Here is a 14411-nt window from a genome sequence, read left to right on the forward strand (position 1 = left end):
CTGAAATATAGCTAATTTATTTTCCCAGGGACCACTTTTAGAATGTCGAACCTTCAAATACGAATGGCAAATGCTATTCGCGCCTTATCCATGGATGCAGTGCAGCAGGCTAATTCTGGCCATCCTGGCATGCCAATGGGCATGGCTGATATTGCTGTTGGTCTATGGAATGAGCACCTACGGCACAATCCAACCGATCCACATTGGATGAACCGTGATCGTTTTGTTTTATCAAACGGACATGGATCGATGTTGCTCTATGCACTTTTACATCTGACTGGCTATGACTTGCCAATGAGCGAGTTAAAAAATTTCCGTCAATTGCACAGCAAAACCCCAGGTCATCCAGAGTATGGAATGACGCCTGGCGTAGAGACAACCACAGGACCATTGGGTCAAGGTATTTCAAACGCGGTTGGAATGGCGCTTGCAGAAAAATTACTTGCTGAAGAATTTAATCGTCCCGGTCACAAAATCGTAGATCACCATACCTATGTATTTCTAGGAGATGGTTGCTTGATGGAGGGTATCAGTCATGAAGTTTGTTCATTGGCTGGTACGCTGAAGTTAAATAAGTTAATTGCACTCTGGGATGACAACGGTATTTCTATTGATGGCAAAGTGGTTTCTTGGTTCAATGAAGATACGCCAAAACGATTCGAGGCTTATGGGTGGAATGTCATTCGCGCCGTAGATGGCCATGATGCGCAAGCGGTAGCTGCAGCGATTGCACAGGCTAAGAAAAGCGACAAGCCAACACTCATCTGCTGTAAGACTGCGATTGGTCAAGGCTCGCCTAATATGGCTGGTAGTGATAAGGTGCATGGCTCACCACTGGGCGCTGCTGAAATTGCTGCTACTCGTGTAGCACTGAACTGGCCCTACGCCCCATTTGAAATTCCAAATGATATATATGCAGCATGGGATTTTAAGAAGCGTGGTCAAGCAGCTGAGCATGAGTGGAATAAACAATTCCAAGCGTATAAAACTAAATTTCCAGAGCTGGCTTCTCAATTGCAACGTCGTATGCAAGGTGACTTGTCGAAAGACTTCGCCCCTACCTTAGAAGCCTATTTAAAAACTTGCCAAGCAAAGGCAGAAACAATTGCTACTCGCAAAGCAAGTCAAAATGCGATTGAAGCATTGGCACCTGCTTTACCTGAGTTCATGGGCGGTTCTGCAGACTTAACTGGATCGAATTTAACGAACTGGTCTGCATGTAAACCAGTGCGTGCTGATCAATGGGGAAACCACATTAATTATGGTGTGCGCGAATTTGGTATGAGCGCCATCATGAATGGTATTGCCCTGCACGGTGGCTACATTCCATTTGGTGGAACTTTCTTAACTTTCTCCGACTATAGTCGCAACGCCATTCGTATGGCTGCTCTCATGAAGTTGCGTAGCATTTTTGTTTTCACGCATGACTCGATTGGCTTGGGTGAGGACGGACCAACACACCAATCTGTAGAGCATGTCGCAAGTTTGCGCTTAATTCCAAACTTAATGGTTTGGCGCCCTTGCGACACCACAGAGAGTGCGGTGGCATGGGGGGCAGCGGTGGCCCGTAAGAATGGCCCAAGCGCATTGATCTTTAGTCGCCAAAATTGCCCATTCGTTTCTCGTAATGCACAGCAGATTAAAGATATTGCACGCGGCGCTTATGTATTGCGTGACCCACAGAAGCTCAAGATCAAGGCGGTGATGATTGCTACTGGTTCAGAAATTGCTTTAGCGCTGCACACTGCAGAACGTTTGGAGCAGGAAGGTGTTGGTATTCGGGTGGTGTCTATGCCTTCGACCACTGTATTTGATCAGCAGGATACTGCATATAAAGCAAAGGTGTTGCCAGCCAATATTCCGCGCATTGCGATTGAAGCGGGTGTGACCGATGGTTGGTGGAAGTATGGATGCGCCGCCGTACATGGCGTTGATACTTTTGGTGAATCAGCCCCAGCGCCTGCGCTCTATGAGTATTTTGGTTTAACCGTGGATCAGATTACTAAGACAGTGAAGCAATGCATTGCTCATGCTGAGGCTAATGAGTAAACAACCAATTTGAATATTAGTAAGGGGAATGGAATGACAATTCGTGTAGCAATTAATGGATATGGACGTATTGGCCGCATGGTTTTGCGTGCCCTGTATGAAGATCAGGTGAACGGCAAGCCAAGACGTGACATCAAGATTGTTGCGATCAACGCGATGGGCGACATTGATATCAATGCGCATTTAACGCAATATGATTCTGCGCATGGTCGTTTCCCTGCTGAGGTAAAAGTAGATGGTGATCATATGGTGGTGAACGGCGATCGCATCAAAATGTTCTCCACCCGTAATCCATTGGAGACGCCTTGGGGTGAATTGGGTGTGGATTTGGTATTAGAGTGTTCTGGAAAATTCACATCTAAAGAAAAAGCCATGGTTCACATTAACCAAGGCGCCAAAAAAAGTACTGATTTCTGCGCCTGGTGAAAAAGATGTGGACGCTACGATTGTGTATGGCGTAAACCAACATGTCTTAAAGCCAAGCGATATTGTTGTTTCCAACGCAAGTTGTACAACAAATTGTTTGGCTCCCTTGGTCAAACCATTGTTAGAAAAGATTGGTATTGAGTCTGGTTTGATGACAACCATTCATGCTTTTACCAATGACCAAGTGTTGACTGACGTTTATCACAAGGATATGCGCCGCGCACGTTCTGCAGTCACCAGCATGATTCCTACTAAAACAGGTGCAGCTAAAGCGGTTGGTTTGGTTTTGCCTGAACTAGCGGGGCGTTTCGATGGTTTTGCGATGCGCGTACCGGTCATTAATGTTTCGGTCGTTGATTTAACCTTTGCCGCTAGCCGTGCGACCAGTGTGGATGAGGTCAACACGATCTTGAAGACTGCAAGCGAAGGCGAACTCAAGGGTATTTTGGGCTTTAACACCCTGCCTTTGGTTTCAATTGACTTTAACCATGACCCTCGCCCAAGTATTTACGATGCCTCACAAACCCGTGTATCAACTGACGGAAAATTAGTCAAAGTATTGGCTTGGTACGATAACGAGTGGGGTTATTCAGTGCAGATGCTCAATGCAGCCGAGGCCTTGATGGCTGTAAAGTAATTAAAAGTATCTAAAATTACTTAAAAGTTGTCAAAATTAAGTAATTATCTGAAAAAGACCTCATTTAGAGGTCTTTTTTCATTAAGTCTTCGATTTATTGGGGCAATTCTTCTTCTGACAGTGCCCATAAAGGGCTAAAGAGTGCTCTTGCAGGGTAAATCCAAGGTTTTTGGCAATATCTTGCTGCCTTTTTTCAATTGCCTCGTCAACAAACTCTTCAACATGCCCACAATCAAGGCATACAAGATGATCATGGTGTTGACCTTCATTGAGCTCATAAATTGCGCGGCTATCACCTTTACTGGATTCAAAATGACTGCGAATGAGTAGGCCAGCCTGCTCAAATTGAGTCAAGACCCGGTAAACCGTGGCTAAACCAATGTCTTGATCATCTTTTGCTAGCGCTCTAAAGACATCCTCTGCGCTGAAATGTGTGCCCCCGTTCTGGTGAAAAAAATCAAGAATTTTCATGCGTGGGCCTGTGGCTTTAAGGCCAATATCCCGTAAATCGGCTGGAGTAGGGTTTTGGTTCGTATTCATGGCTTTGCGAGCTAAAATCAAGGTCTTAATGATACGGCCAGCCATGCAAAATTGCCTTCAACTATTTAATCGACTTTTGACCCCTTGTGCGAAGCACTCGCGCCAAACTGCGCGCCTTGGATTCTTGACACTCACCTTGTTGATGGGTCTCGGGATCGGGGGTTGCACTACCAGTGTGGATGAAGTGCAGCGGAACTGGATGAATTCAATTTTTAGGCCTTATGTTCCAGACATTGTGCAAGGCAACTTCATCTCCAGTGAGCAGTACTCCAAATTAAAGGTTGGCATGAGTCGCGAGCAAGTTCGTCAGATTTTAGGCACACCTCTGTTGGCGGATTATTTCCATGCAAATCGTTGGGATTATATTTTTGAATATAAACGCGCGCGTCAAGTGATTGGCAAAGAAAGACGCGTAACCGTCTTTTTTGAGGATGACAAGGTAGTCAAGTTCGATGGCGATGCATTGCCAACTGAAGTGGAAATGGTAGCTGAAATTGATGGCTATGCAAAAACCAAACGTTCATTCTGGCAAGTAGTTACTGGCACTGGAAAAGGTCCTGAGACGCCTCCATTGCAACAACCAGAACAATTGGTGCCTAGTACAACAGATAATATATCGGCAGCAGCCTCCGCTTCAACAGCGCCAGCCTCAGAAGCGCCTGCCTCTACTAGCGATCCGCTTACACCTCAGTAATAAAGTAAATCTGTTTATTACTGAGTGATGCCAATCAGTCTCAATATCTTAAATAAGAAACGAAGAATCAAATGATGAAGATTGCAATTGCCGGCGCAACAGGGCGCATGGGAAAAATATTGATCGAGACCGTTTTAAAAACGCCTGATGCCCAATTGGTTGGTGCGCTTGAGCATGCTGCATCAGAATATCTCGGGCAAGATGCGGGTGCATTCTTGGGTCAAACTACCGGCATCATTATTTCTGACAATATCGCGCAAGTATTGGAAGGTGCCGAATATCTGATTGATTTCACTCGCCCTGAGGGCACGATGGCTCATTTGGAAGTAGCTAAAAAAACCGGTACCAAAATGATTATTGGCACCACTGGCTTAACCGCCGAGCAAATTGATAGTCTGAAGATTGCTTCCCAAAGTTTAGCAATCATCTTTGCCCCAAATATGAGCATTGGTGTCAACGCCACTTTTAAGTTATTAGAAATTGCCGCAAAGATGTTGAACCAAGGTTACGACATCGAAGTGATTGAGGCCCATCATCGTCATAAGGTGGATGCCCCGTCTGGTACAGCGCTGAGGATGGGCGAAGTGATTGCTGATGCATTAGGTGAGAAGCTGGCTGATGTGGCGGTGTATGCGCGTGAAGGCCATACTGGGGAGCGTCGAGCAGGCTCAATTGGTTTTGCTACGATTCGCGGTGGCGATATTGTTGGCGATCACACAGTGCTATTTGCTGGAGAGGGTGAGCGGATCGAGATTAGTCATAAGTCGTCTAGTCGCCAGTCTTATGCTGAGGGCGCTTTGCGAGCCGCACGTTTCCTTCAAACACAAAGCTCGGGCTTGTATGACATGCAAGATGTTCTAGGCTTGCGTCAATAATTAGTCAATTAAAAAAGAAGAAAAGAGTTGTATTGAATGAGTAAGGACTATGACTACCGCAGTATTGAAGCGGCAGCACAAGCTGATTGGATTAACGCTGGGGTATACAAGGTATCGGAAGATGCTTTAGATGCTTCTGGCAAACCAAAGCCAAAGTATTACGCCTGCTCAATGTTGCCTTATCCTTCCGGTAAGTTGCATATGGGTCACGTACGTAACTACACCATCAATGACGTGATGGCACGTCAACTCAGAATGCAGGGTTATAACGTTCTGATGCCGATGGGTTGGGATGCATTTGGTATGCCAGCTGAAAATGCGGCCATACAGAATCAAGTTCCCCCTGCAAAGTGGACCTACGACAACATCGCTTACATGAAAAAGCAAATGGCTGCGATGGGGTTGGCAATTGATTGGTCGCGTGAAGTAGCTACCTGCAGTCCAGATTACTATCGTTGGAATCAATGGCTCTTTTTGAAAATGCTCGAAAAGGGAATTGCTTATCGCAAGACTCAACTTGTTAATTGGGATCCAATAGATCAAACCGTATTGGCCAATGAGCAAGTGATTGATGGGCGTGGTTGGCGCTCTGGCGCTTTAGTCGAAAAGCGTGAGATTCCTGGCTACTACTTCAATATCACCGCATATGCTGAGCAATTGCTCTCTGGCTTAGATAACTTAGGTTGGCCTGAGCGCGTGAAGACCATGCAGCAAAATTGGATTGGAAAAAGTCGTGGCGTACGTTTTGCTTTTAAGCATGAAGTTCAAGATAGCCATGGTCATTTTATTCAAGACGGTTTACTTTATGTATTTACTACACGCGCAGACACGATTATGGGTGTTACCTATTGTGCGGTAGCAGCAGAGCATCCATTGGCGGCACAAGCGGCTTTAAGCAATCCCCAATTGGCTGCTTTCATAGAGAAATGCAAAACAGGTAGCGTCATTGAAGCCGATCTAGCCACTCAAGAAAAAGAGGGTATGTTCACGGGCTTATATGTAACGCATCCCCTCACGAACGAATCCGTCCCAGTCTGGGTTGGTAACTATGTATTGATGAGCTATGGAGATGGCGCAGTGATGGGTGTTCCTGCCCATGATGAGCGTGACTTTGCTTTTGCATTGAAGTATCAACTCCCCATTAAGCAAGTGATCGCCTTGAAGGGTGAGTCATCTTTATTTAATGCAACACATTGGGAAGCTTGGTACGCTCAAAAAGACAATGTAGTTTGTTTGAATAGCGGGAAATACGATAGCATGTCTCATGAAGAGGCGGTAGCCGCAGTAGCCAGTGATTTAGAGAAAATGGGTATTGGTGAGCTTAAAACCACTTACCGTTTGCGTGACTGGGGTATTTCACGTCAACGCTATTGGGGTACGCCTATCCCAATCATTCACTGTGATGATTGTGGAGCAGTGCCAGTGCCGGAGGCTGATTTGCCAGTAGTGTTACCTGAAGATTGCGTGCCTGATGGAAGTGGTAATCCATTAAATAAACGTGCCGACTTCTTGAATGTGAAATGTCCAAAGTGCAGTAAGCCCGCTCGTCGTGAAACCGACACAATGGATACTTTTGTTGATTCTTCTTGGTATTTCATGCGTTATACCGGTCCTAATGCAAAGACAATGGTAGATGCCCGTAATGAATATTGGATGCCAATGGATCAATACATTGGTGGCATTGAGCATGCTATCTTGCATCTACTCTATGCGCGTTTCTGGACCAAGGTGATGCGTGACTTAGACATCATCACCTTTGATGAGCCATTTCAAAACCTATTAACTCAGGGTATGGTCCTCAATGAGACCTATTACACAGAAGAGGCTTCCGGTAAAAAAACTTGGTTGAACCCTTTGGATGTCGAATTAGACCTGGATGAAAAAGGCCGTCCACGAGGCGCTAAATTAAAAGGGGATTTTGCAGGTACGCCAGTCATTATCGGCGGCGTCGAAAAGATGTCGAAGAGTAAAAATAACGGGGTTGATCCTCAGGCACTGATTGATCAGCATGGCGCTGATACAGCGCGACTCTTTGTGATGTTTGCTGCGCCACCAGAACAACAATTGGAATGGTCTGGCGCTGGTGTAGACGGCGCCTCTCGTTTCTTGCGTCGTATTTGGATGTATTCAAGCAGTCAAGCAGAGGCAATTGAGAATGCCAATCCTGATTTGCCAACCGCTTTCAATGAGTCAGAGAAAGAGTTGCGTCGCGAGATTCACTCGATCTTAAAGCAAGCTAACTTTGACTATCAACGTCGTCAGTACAACACGGTAGTTTCTGCTGCGATGAAGATGCTCAATATCCTTGAGCCTATCAAGCTTGGTGAGAAGGCAGAAATTAGCGCTTCCGTATTACGTGAGTGCATTGGTATTTTGTTGCGCGTTTTGTATCCAGTCGTACCGCATTTAACTCATACTTTGTGGAATGAAATGGGTTATGTGAAAACCTATGGTTTGTTATTAGACGCCCCATGGCCATTGGTGGATGAGGCGGCATTGGTCCAAACAGAAATCACCTTGATGCTGCAAATCAACGGAAAATTACGTGGGGATATTCGGGTGCCAGCCGATGCTAGCAAAGAGCAGGTAGAGGCTCTAGCATTGCAAAGTGAGCCAGCCCTCAAGGCACTCAATGGAAATGCGCCCAAGAAAGTGATTGTGGTGCCTGGACGTCTAATCAATATTGTGGCCTAAGTTTTTAACTGAAAATATGAGCGCAAATCAACTCAAGTCAAAGCAGTCAACATTGGGCACACACTTTTTGCCTGTGCGCCGAATGATGCTTGGGATGCTTGTTTTGACGCCCGTAAGTGGCTTGCTTGCTTGTGGCTATCGTTTGCGCGGGATGGTCGATCTACCCTATAGGGTGATTGCGATTACGGGTTCCCCAACACCGCCCATGCGTAATGATTTACAGCAAGTGATTCTCACTGGAACTGATGCAAAAGTAGCGATTAATCCAAAAGATGCAGATGTTTTGTTGGAGATTACTAACGAAGTATATGGGCGCGAGATTTTGACTTACAACTCCAGCGGACAAATTTCCGCCTATCGCCTAACAATTCGCGTCGGCTTTAGGGCGATTGATACTGCGGGTGCAGACATTCTTCCGGATACAGAAATCTATATCAGTCGTGATATGGACTTTTCAAACTCTACCGTGTTAGCTACCGATGCTCAGCAGCAGCAATTCTTAACTTTGATGCGTAAAGATTTGGCCGTCCAGATTTTGCGTCGCTTAGCTGCTTCCTCTAAATCCCAGCAATCTAAAAGTTTTTAAGAGTGATTGTTTAATCGCATGGTTAAAAGCGATGCCCTGCAAATTCATCTGAAGTCGCTCACTTGTGCAGCTGCTTTAAAGTCGCTTTATATATTTTCTGGAGATGAGCCTCTACTGATGATGGAGGCAATCGATCAACTACGTGGTCTAGCAAAAAAATTAGGATTTACTGAGCGCGAAGTGATGCTGCAAGAGCGTGGTTTTGATTGGAGTACGCTATTGAACGCGGGGCAGACCATGTCTTTATTTGGTGATAAGCGCTGGGTTGAGCTACGCATTCCTACGGGGAAACCAGGACGGGATGGGGCAGATGCTTTAAAGCATTTTGCCGCCCAAATTGCGTCTCTGTCCACTGGTGCTGATGGGCCAGAAACAATCGTTTGTATCATTTTGCCCAAATTGGATGGCAAGACAAAAACATCTGCTTGGTTTACTGCCCTAGATGATGCTGGCATGGCTATACAGATTGATTCTCTTGATCGTGGCTTATTGTCGCAATGGATTGCTGGACGACTAAAGACGCAAGGTCAGGAAGTAAGTTCTGGGCCAGAGGGTCGACGTGCTTTGGAATTCATTGCCGATCAAGTAGAGGGTAATTTAATTGCAGCTCACCAAGAAATTTTGAAGTTGGGCTTGCTTTACCCTAAAGGGGTTTTAACTGAAGAACAGATCCGCGTTGCCATTCTGAAGGTTGCTCGATATAACGTATTTGAGCTGACTGAGGCGATGTTAGCTGGTGACTTGCCGCGCTTAAATCGAATGCTGGATGGGTTGAAGGGTGAGGGTGAGCCACTTGTTCTTATTCTGTGGAGCGTTACTGAAGAGCTTCGACTACTATCTAAGCTGAAGGTCGCAAGTGATGCCGGCGAATCAGTTCAGCAATTAATGCGCGCCAATCGGGTGTGGGGCAATAAGGAGCGTCTTTATCCTGCAGCCTTAAAAAGGATTCAGCCACTTAAATTGCGCAGAGCAATGCAGGTAGCGGCTGGGTTGGATCGACAAGTAAAGGGCCTTCATGTGCCAGAACTACCGGCTGATCCCTGGGACGGATTACGTTTGGTGGGCAATTTATTGCGTTAGTAGTATTTCCATTTAATACAGAGTAGATATAAAGTCAGAAAATGAGTGCTTCAATTAAAGAAATGATGCAGGAAATAGGGCAAAAAGCACGCGCTGCTTCGCGCGCTATGGCGCGGGCATCTAGCGAACAAAAGAATCAGGCGTTATTACATATCGCCAAATTAATACGTGAGCAAGCAAGCGAGATTCAAGTCGTTAATCAGATCGATGTAGATCGCGCCAGGAAAAATGGCCAAGACGCAGCTTTTGTTGATCGCTTAACGATGACACCTAAGACCATCGAAACGATGGCTTTGGGTTTAGAGCAAATTGTTTCATTAGATGATCCGATCGGCAAAATTTCTGCATTACAAAAACAGGCCTCGGGGATCGAGATAGGACAAATGCGTGTCCCTTTGGGTGTGATTGGCATTATTTATGAGTCTCGACCAAATGTCACCATTGATGCAGCCTCTCTTTGTTTGAAATCAGGAAATGCTGTCATTTTGCGTGGTGGCTCTGAAGCCATTGATTCCAATACCTTGCTTGCAAAAATCATTCAAGCAGGTTTAGCTGCCGCTCATTTACCAATGGATGCGGTACAGGTCGTCAGTACTACAGATCGCAGTGCCGTTGGTGAAATGATCACAATGACCCAATATATCGATGTGATTGTTCCTCGTGGCGGTAAGAGTTTGATTGCCCGCTTGATGGCTGAAGCTCGCGTGCCAATGATTAAGCATTTGGATGGAATTTGTCATACCTATATCGATGCGGATGCTGATGTCGCAATGGCGGTAAAAGTATGCGATAACGCCAAGACGCAGCGCTACGCACCTTGCAATGCAATGGAAACTTTATTGGTTAATCAAAATATTGGTCCAACTGTATTGCCTTTGCTGTGCAAAATTTATCAAGATAAAGGTGTCGAGCTCCGTGTAGATACTGCTACACGCAAGACATTAGAGGCTGCTGGATTCTCGGGCTTGGTTGATGCCACGGAGGAGGATTGGCAGACTGAATACCTCGCGCCTATTTTGTCCATTAAAACGGTAGCCGATATGGATGAGGCGATGAATCATATCGAACGTTATGGCAGCAAGCACACGGATGCCATTATCACTAACAATCAATCACAAGCGCATCGTTTTTTACGTGAGGTGGATAGTGCGAGTGTGATGGTCAACGCGAGTACCCGTTTTGCAGATGGTTTTGAATATGGTCTTGGCGCAGAAATTGGTATTTCAAATGACAAGCTACACGCCCGTGGCCCTGTCGGTTTGGATGGACTGACATCTCTCAAATACGTTGTGATGGGTCATGGCGAGATCCGCACTTAATTTTTTAGGATATCAATATGGGTAATGCATATTTGTGGGTCAAGACATTTCATATTGTCTTTATTGCCTCTTGGTTTGCGGGCTTATTTTATCTGCCACGTATTTTTGTAAATTTAGCCGAAGAAAAAAATAGCTTTGCTTATGAGCGCCTCTTAGGAATGGCCGATCGCCTGTTTCGTTTCATGACTATCTTGGCTGTGCCTGCGGTTTTACTTGGCTTTAGTCTCTGGCTTTATTTTGGCATTGGCGCGGGACAGATATGGATGCACATTAAGCTAGCCTTTATCATTTTGGTGATTGGTTATCACCATGCTTGCTGGAGTTTGTTGAAAAAATTTCGTCAACAGAAAAATACAAAAACTGGAGTTTGGTATCGCTGGTTTAATGAAGTGCCCGTACTGTTGCTCATCATTATTGTTGCTTTGGTAGTGCTCAAGCCTTAAGGGCTTGACTCACCATCCTCTTTCATCCTATTTAGATTGCTAGTCTCATGAGATTTTTTGTTGTTTGTCCCGGCGGACTAGAAGTTCCACTTGCTAATGAATTAGCGACGATTGCCGCTCGTCCAGATTCGAAGGCCTTGGGTATGTGGGTGATTGCGCCTACTCCAACAAGCCCTACTGGTGGTGTTGGTTTGGCTGCGCCCCTCGCTGGGGCAATGGCTCTTAATCTCCATTCACGTATTGCCAGTCGGGTTTTACTTGAATTGGCCCAAGCGCCATATAGACAAGAAGAAGATTTATACAAATTAGCCAGTGGCTTAGCTTGGGAAGAGTGGTTTGACTCTAACCAAACCTTGAGAGTCGATGTCACTGCCCATCGCTCACCCTTAAAAAGTCTTAATTTTGCAACGCTGAAGATTAAAGATGCCATTGTGGATCGCTTGCGGGATGTGACTGGTGACAGACCAAGCATTGATACAGCATTTCCGGATGTGCGTGTCCAGGCGCATTTAACGGCAACTCATGTCACGATCTACTTAGATACTTCTGGTGAAGCCTTATTTAAGCGCGGTTGGCGGGATGAAAAAGGTGATGCTCCTTTAAAAGAAAATTTAGCCGCTGGCATTCTATCGATTACCGGTTGGAAGCCATCCCAAACTTTGTTTGATCCAATGTGCGGTAGCGGCACTTTCTTAATTGAAGCAGCCCAAATGGCCTTGGCTATTCCGCCAGGAGCAATTCGTGCAGGAATGTATGGTGATGATGTCAAACCAAGTCGCCTGGCCTATCGACCACTGGTGACCAGCGCACATGGTTTTGGTTTTCAAAGGCTCAAGCCCTTTAATACACCAGCTGAGCAAAAGCGCTGGTCAGCCCTTAAAGAGGCATCGCTGGCAGAAGTACTTGAGAAGCGTAAGCAATTCCCAGATGCCCAATCTTTGGGTATTAGTGGCGGTGATATCAATGAGAGATTGGTTGCGATGTTTAAAGGTAATTGGCAGCGCGCTCAATTACCAGGTTTACCAGTGACAAGGCAGATTGATGCTCTAGCGAGCAAGCCACCTGGAAATACTCAGGGTGGTGTCATGTTGCTGAACCCTCCCTATGGTGAGCGTTTGGTGATTAAGGGTGGTCGCGGTCAGGATCGCGAGAGCGGCAGAGAGTCTGACTACGATCAGGAGGAGCCTGAGGATCGTTTTGCACATAACTTAGAGACGGGCCGCCAGAGTGCGAAGCGTTCAAGCCGTGAATCGTTGAAGCGTCTTCAGGCAGAAGAGGAGCAAGACCCTAAATTTGTTGAATTTCTAAGACAGTTTGGTCAGCATTTGAAGGATGCATTTGGTGGTTGGAATGTATTTGTACTGACTGCAGATATGGCTTTACCTGGCCAATTACGCATCAAGGAATCCAAACGCACTCCTTTATTTAATGGACCTCTTGAGTGCCGTCTATTTAAATTCGAGATGCATGCAAAACGAGATTTTGTAAATGCCTCTTCTGAGACCAAAGCGTCTTAAAATCAAATAGAGTCAAATTAGTTAACAAAGCTATTAGGAATGCACCATGGAATTTAAAACTTATATGTGTCTCATTTGTGGTTGGGTCTACGATGAAGCTGCTGGCTTACCAGAAGAGGGAATCGCGCCCGGGACCCTTTGGAAAGACGTACCTATCAATTGGACATGTCCAGAATGCGGTGCACGTAAAGAAGATTTTGAAATGATGGCGATTTAATTTGTCATCGATATCAGTATCAAACTGAGGAAAAGATTGTGGGACAAAACGACGTTTTATTTGAGCGAGCACAAAAGACCATTCCGGGTGGCGTGAATTCTCCAGTGCGTGCATTTCGTCAAGTTGGCGGAACACCGCGTTTTGTCACCCGCGCAAAAGGCCCTTACTTTTGGGATGCAGAGGATAAGCGCTATATAGATTTAATTATGTCCTGGGGCCCCATGATTGTTGGTCATGCCCATCCTGAAGTAGTAGAGGCCGTACAAAGAGCAGCAGAAACCAGTTTTAGTTACGGCGCGCCTACCGAAGGTGAAATCGAGTTGGCCGAGCGCCTTTGTGAATTAATGCCCAGCGTTGAGCAGGTCCGCATGGTTTCTAGCGGCACTGAGGCAACGATGAGTGCCTTGCGTTTAGCCCGTGGTCATACCGGTCGTGATTTGATTATTAAATTTGAGGGCTGTTATCACGGGCATGCTGACAGCTTATTAGTAAAAGCGGGTTCAGGTTTATTAACTTTTGCTGATTCAACTCAAAATGCGCCCTCTTCTGGTGGCGTGCCACATGATTTAGTAAAGCATACCCTCGTATTGCCGTATAACGATGTTGCAGCGCTCGAGGAAGTATTTAAAAATCAGGGCGATCACATTGCAGCAGTCATCTTAGAGCCCATTGCCGGTAATATGAATTTAATTCAGCCTGCGAGTGAGTTTTTGGGTGCAATGCGCAGTCTGACTGCCAAGCATGGTGCGGTATTGATTTATGACGAAGTCATGACGGGTTTCCGAGTGGCATTAGGGGGTGCGCAGTCATTGCAGGGTATTACTCCCGATTTAACTTGCCTAGGGAAGGTGATGGGTGGCGGTATGCCCATGGCTGCTTTCGGGGGTAAAAAAGAGATTATGTCCAAGCTTGCCCCTTTGGGTAATGTCTATCAGGCAGGTACTTTATCTGGCAATCCAGTCGCCGTTGCATCTGGGCTAAAGACTTTAGAGATTATTTCTCGTGCGGGCTTTTATGAATGTCTTACTGCGCAAACCGAAAAACTGATGGCTGGCTTAAAGCAAGCTGCTGATAAAGCACAGATTCCGTTTGCTGTGGATAGCGTAGGCGGCATGTTTGGCTTTTATTTTGCATCCAAAGTCCCCACCTCTTTTGAGGAAGTGACTAAAACCAATATCGATGCTTTTAAGAAATTCTTTCATGCAATGTTGGATGAAGGTGTTTACTTGGCACCATCAGCCTATGAAGCTGGATTTACTTCGATTGCCCACGATAACGAAGTAGTAGCAGCAATCATTACTGCAGCAGAAAAAGCGTTTAAACGGATGTAAGCG

Annotated in this window: 12 protein-coding genes and 1 pseudogene; 12 read left to right on the forward strand and 1 reads right to left on the reverse strand. The window is 45.8% G+C overall.

Annotated features, from left to right (window positions below; all coding sequences use genetic code 11):
- Positions 1-42: 42 nt before the first annotated feature.
- Both tkt and gap read left to right on the forward strand, forming a co-directional pair.
- A complete protein-coding gene (gene tkt / locus BOQ04_RS06775; protein WP_076024003.1) occupies positions 43-2049 on the forward strand; it encodes a transketolase in 2007 nt (668 codons plus the stop codon).
- 33 nt (positions 2050-2082) lie between these two features.
- Positions 2083-3112, forward strand: a pseudogene (gap, locus tag BOQ04_RS06780) (type I glyceraldehyde-3-phosphate dehydrogenase).
- An 81-nt stretch (positions 3113-3193) separates the two neighbouring features.
- On the opposite strand, the gene fur reads toward gap, so the two are convergent.
- Positions 3194-3652, reverse strand: a complete 459-nt coding sequence (gene fur / locus BOQ04_RS06785) for a ferric iron uptake transcriptional regulator (protein WP_076024078.1) — start codon at positions 3650-3652, stop codon at positions 3194-3196.
- A gap of 43 nt (positions 3653-3695) precedes the next feature.
- On the opposite strand from fur, the gene BOQ04_RS06790 reads away from it, so the two are divergent.
- The 10 genes from BOQ04_RS06790 to hemL all read left to right on the forward strand — a co-directional run bounded on the left by BOQ04_RS06790 (position 3696) and on the right by hemL (position 14408).
- Positions 3696-4346, forward strand: coding sequence for an outer membrane protein assembly factor BamE (locus BOQ04_RS06790; RefSeq protein ID WP_076024004.1), 651 nt, complete (start codon positions 3696-3698; stop codon positions 4344-4346).
- A gap of 74 nt (positions 4347-4420) precedes the next feature.
- Positions 4421-5221 carry a 4-hydroxy-tetrahydrodipicolinate reductase gene (gene dapB / locus BOQ04_RS06795; protein ID WP_076024005.1) on the forward strand — a complete coding sequence of 267 codons (801 nt, stop codon included), beginning with the start codon at positions 4421-4423 and terminating at the stop codon, positions 5219-5221.
- A gap of 36 nt (positions 5222-5257) precedes the next feature.
- A complete protein-coding gene (gene leuS, locus BOQ04_RS06800) occupies positions 5258-7915 on the forward strand; it encodes a leucine--tRNA ligase (RefSeq protein ID WP_076024006.1) in 2658 nt (885 codons plus the stop codon).
- Positions 7916-7931: 16 nt separating this feature from the next.
- On the forward strand, positions 7932-8501 hold the full coding sequence (locus BOQ04_RS06805) for an LPS-assembly lipoprotein LptE (protein WP_198929301.1): 570 nt from the start codon (positions 7932-7934) through the stop codon (positions 8499-8501).
- A gap of 18 nt (positions 8502-8519) precedes the next feature.
- Entirely contained in the window at positions 8520-9581 is a 1062-nt protein-coding gene (holA, locus tag BOQ04_RS06810) for a DNA polymerase III subunit delta (RefSeq protein WP_076024007.1), read from the forward strand.
- Positions 9582-9622: 41 nt separating this feature from the next.
- The gene (locus tag BOQ04_RS06815; protein ID WP_076024008.1) at positions 9623-10900 is read left to right on the forward strand and encodes a glutamate-5-semialdehyde dehydrogenase; all 1278 of its coding nucleotides are present in this window, start codon (positions 9623-9625) and stop codon (positions 10898-10900) included.
- 17 nt (positions 10901-10917) lie between these two features.
- Positions 10918-11343: a CopD family protein gene (locus tag BOQ04_RS06820; protein ID WP_076024009.1), complete on the forward strand. Its 426-nt coding sequence runs from the start codon at positions 10918-10920 to the stop codon at positions 11341-11343.
- 47 nt (positions 11344-11390) lie between these two features.
- The gene (locus tag BOQ04_RS06825; protein ID WP_076024010.1) at positions 11391-12860 is read left to right on the forward strand and encodes a THUMP domain-containing class I SAM-dependent RNA methyltransferase; all 1470 of its coding nucleotides are present in this window, start codon (positions 11391-11393) and stop codon (positions 12858-12860) included.
- 46 nt (positions 12861-12906) lie between these two features.
- Positions 12907-13077 carry a rubredoxin gene (locus BOQ04_RS06830; RefSeq protein WP_076024011.1) on the forward strand — a complete coding sequence of 57 codons (171 nt, stop codon included), beginning with the start codon at positions 12907-12909 and terminating at the stop codon, positions 13075-13077.
- Between the two features lie 38 nt (positions 13078-13115).
- A complete protein-coding gene (gene hemL, locus BOQ04_RS06835) occupies positions 13116-14408 on the forward strand; it encodes a glutamate-1-semialdehyde 2,1-aminomutase (protein WP_076024012.1) in 1293 nt (430 codons plus the stop codon).
- Positions 14409-14411: the final 3 nt, after the last annotated feature.

This window comes from Polynucleobacter sphagniphilus (assembly GCF_001953355.1).
GTDB lineage: Bacteria > Pseudomonadota > Gammaproteobacteria > Burkholderiales > Burkholderiaceae > Polynucleobacter > Polynucleobacter sphagniphilus.

Excerpts from the sequence above, each read along its gene's own strand:
- BOQ04_RS06790 (WP_076024004.1), top strand. The coding sequence starts at position 3,696 with ATGCAAAATTGCCTTCAACTATTTAATCGACTTTTGACCCCTTGTGCG.
- tkt (WP_076024003.1), top strand. The coding sequence starts at position 43 with ATGTCGAACCTTCAAATACGAATGGCAAATGCTATTCGCGCCTTATCC.
- BOQ04_RS06815 (WP_076024008.1), top strand. The coding sequence starts at position 9,623 with ATGAGTGCTTCAATTAAAGAAATGATGCAGGAAATAGGGCAAAAAGCA.
- dapB (WP_076024005.1), top strand. The coding sequence starts at position 4,421 with ATGAAGATTGCAATTGCCGGCGCAACAGGGCGCATGGGAAAAATATTG.
- BOQ04_RS06805 (WP_198929301.1), top strand. The coding sequence starts at position 7,932 with ATGAGCGCAAATCAACTCAAGTCAAAGCAGTCAACATTGGGCACACAC.
- leuS (WP_076024006.1), top strand. The coding sequence starts at position 5,258 with ATGAGTAAGGACTATGACTACCGCAGTATTGAAGCGGCAGCACAAGCT.
- BOQ04_RS06830 (WP_076024011.1), top strand. The coding sequence starts at position 12,907 with ATGGAATTTAAAACTTATATGTGTCTCATTTGTGGTTGGGTCTACGAT.
- BOQ04_RS06825 (WP_076024010.1), top strand. The coding sequence starts at position 11,391 with ATGAGATTTTTTGTTGTTTGTCCCGGCGGACTAGAAGTTCCACTTGCT.
- fur (WP_076024078.1), bottom strand. The coding sequence starts at position 3,652 with ATGAATACGAACCAAAACCCTACTCCAGCCGATTTACGGGATATTGGC.
- holA (WP_076024007.1), top strand. The coding sequence starts at position 8,520 with ATGGTTAAAAGCGATGCCCTGCAAATTCATCTGAAGTCGCTCACTTGT.
- BOQ04_RS06820 (WP_076024009.1), top strand. The coding sequence starts at position 10,918 with ATGGGTAATGCATATTTGTGGGTCAAGACATTTCATATTGTCTTTATT.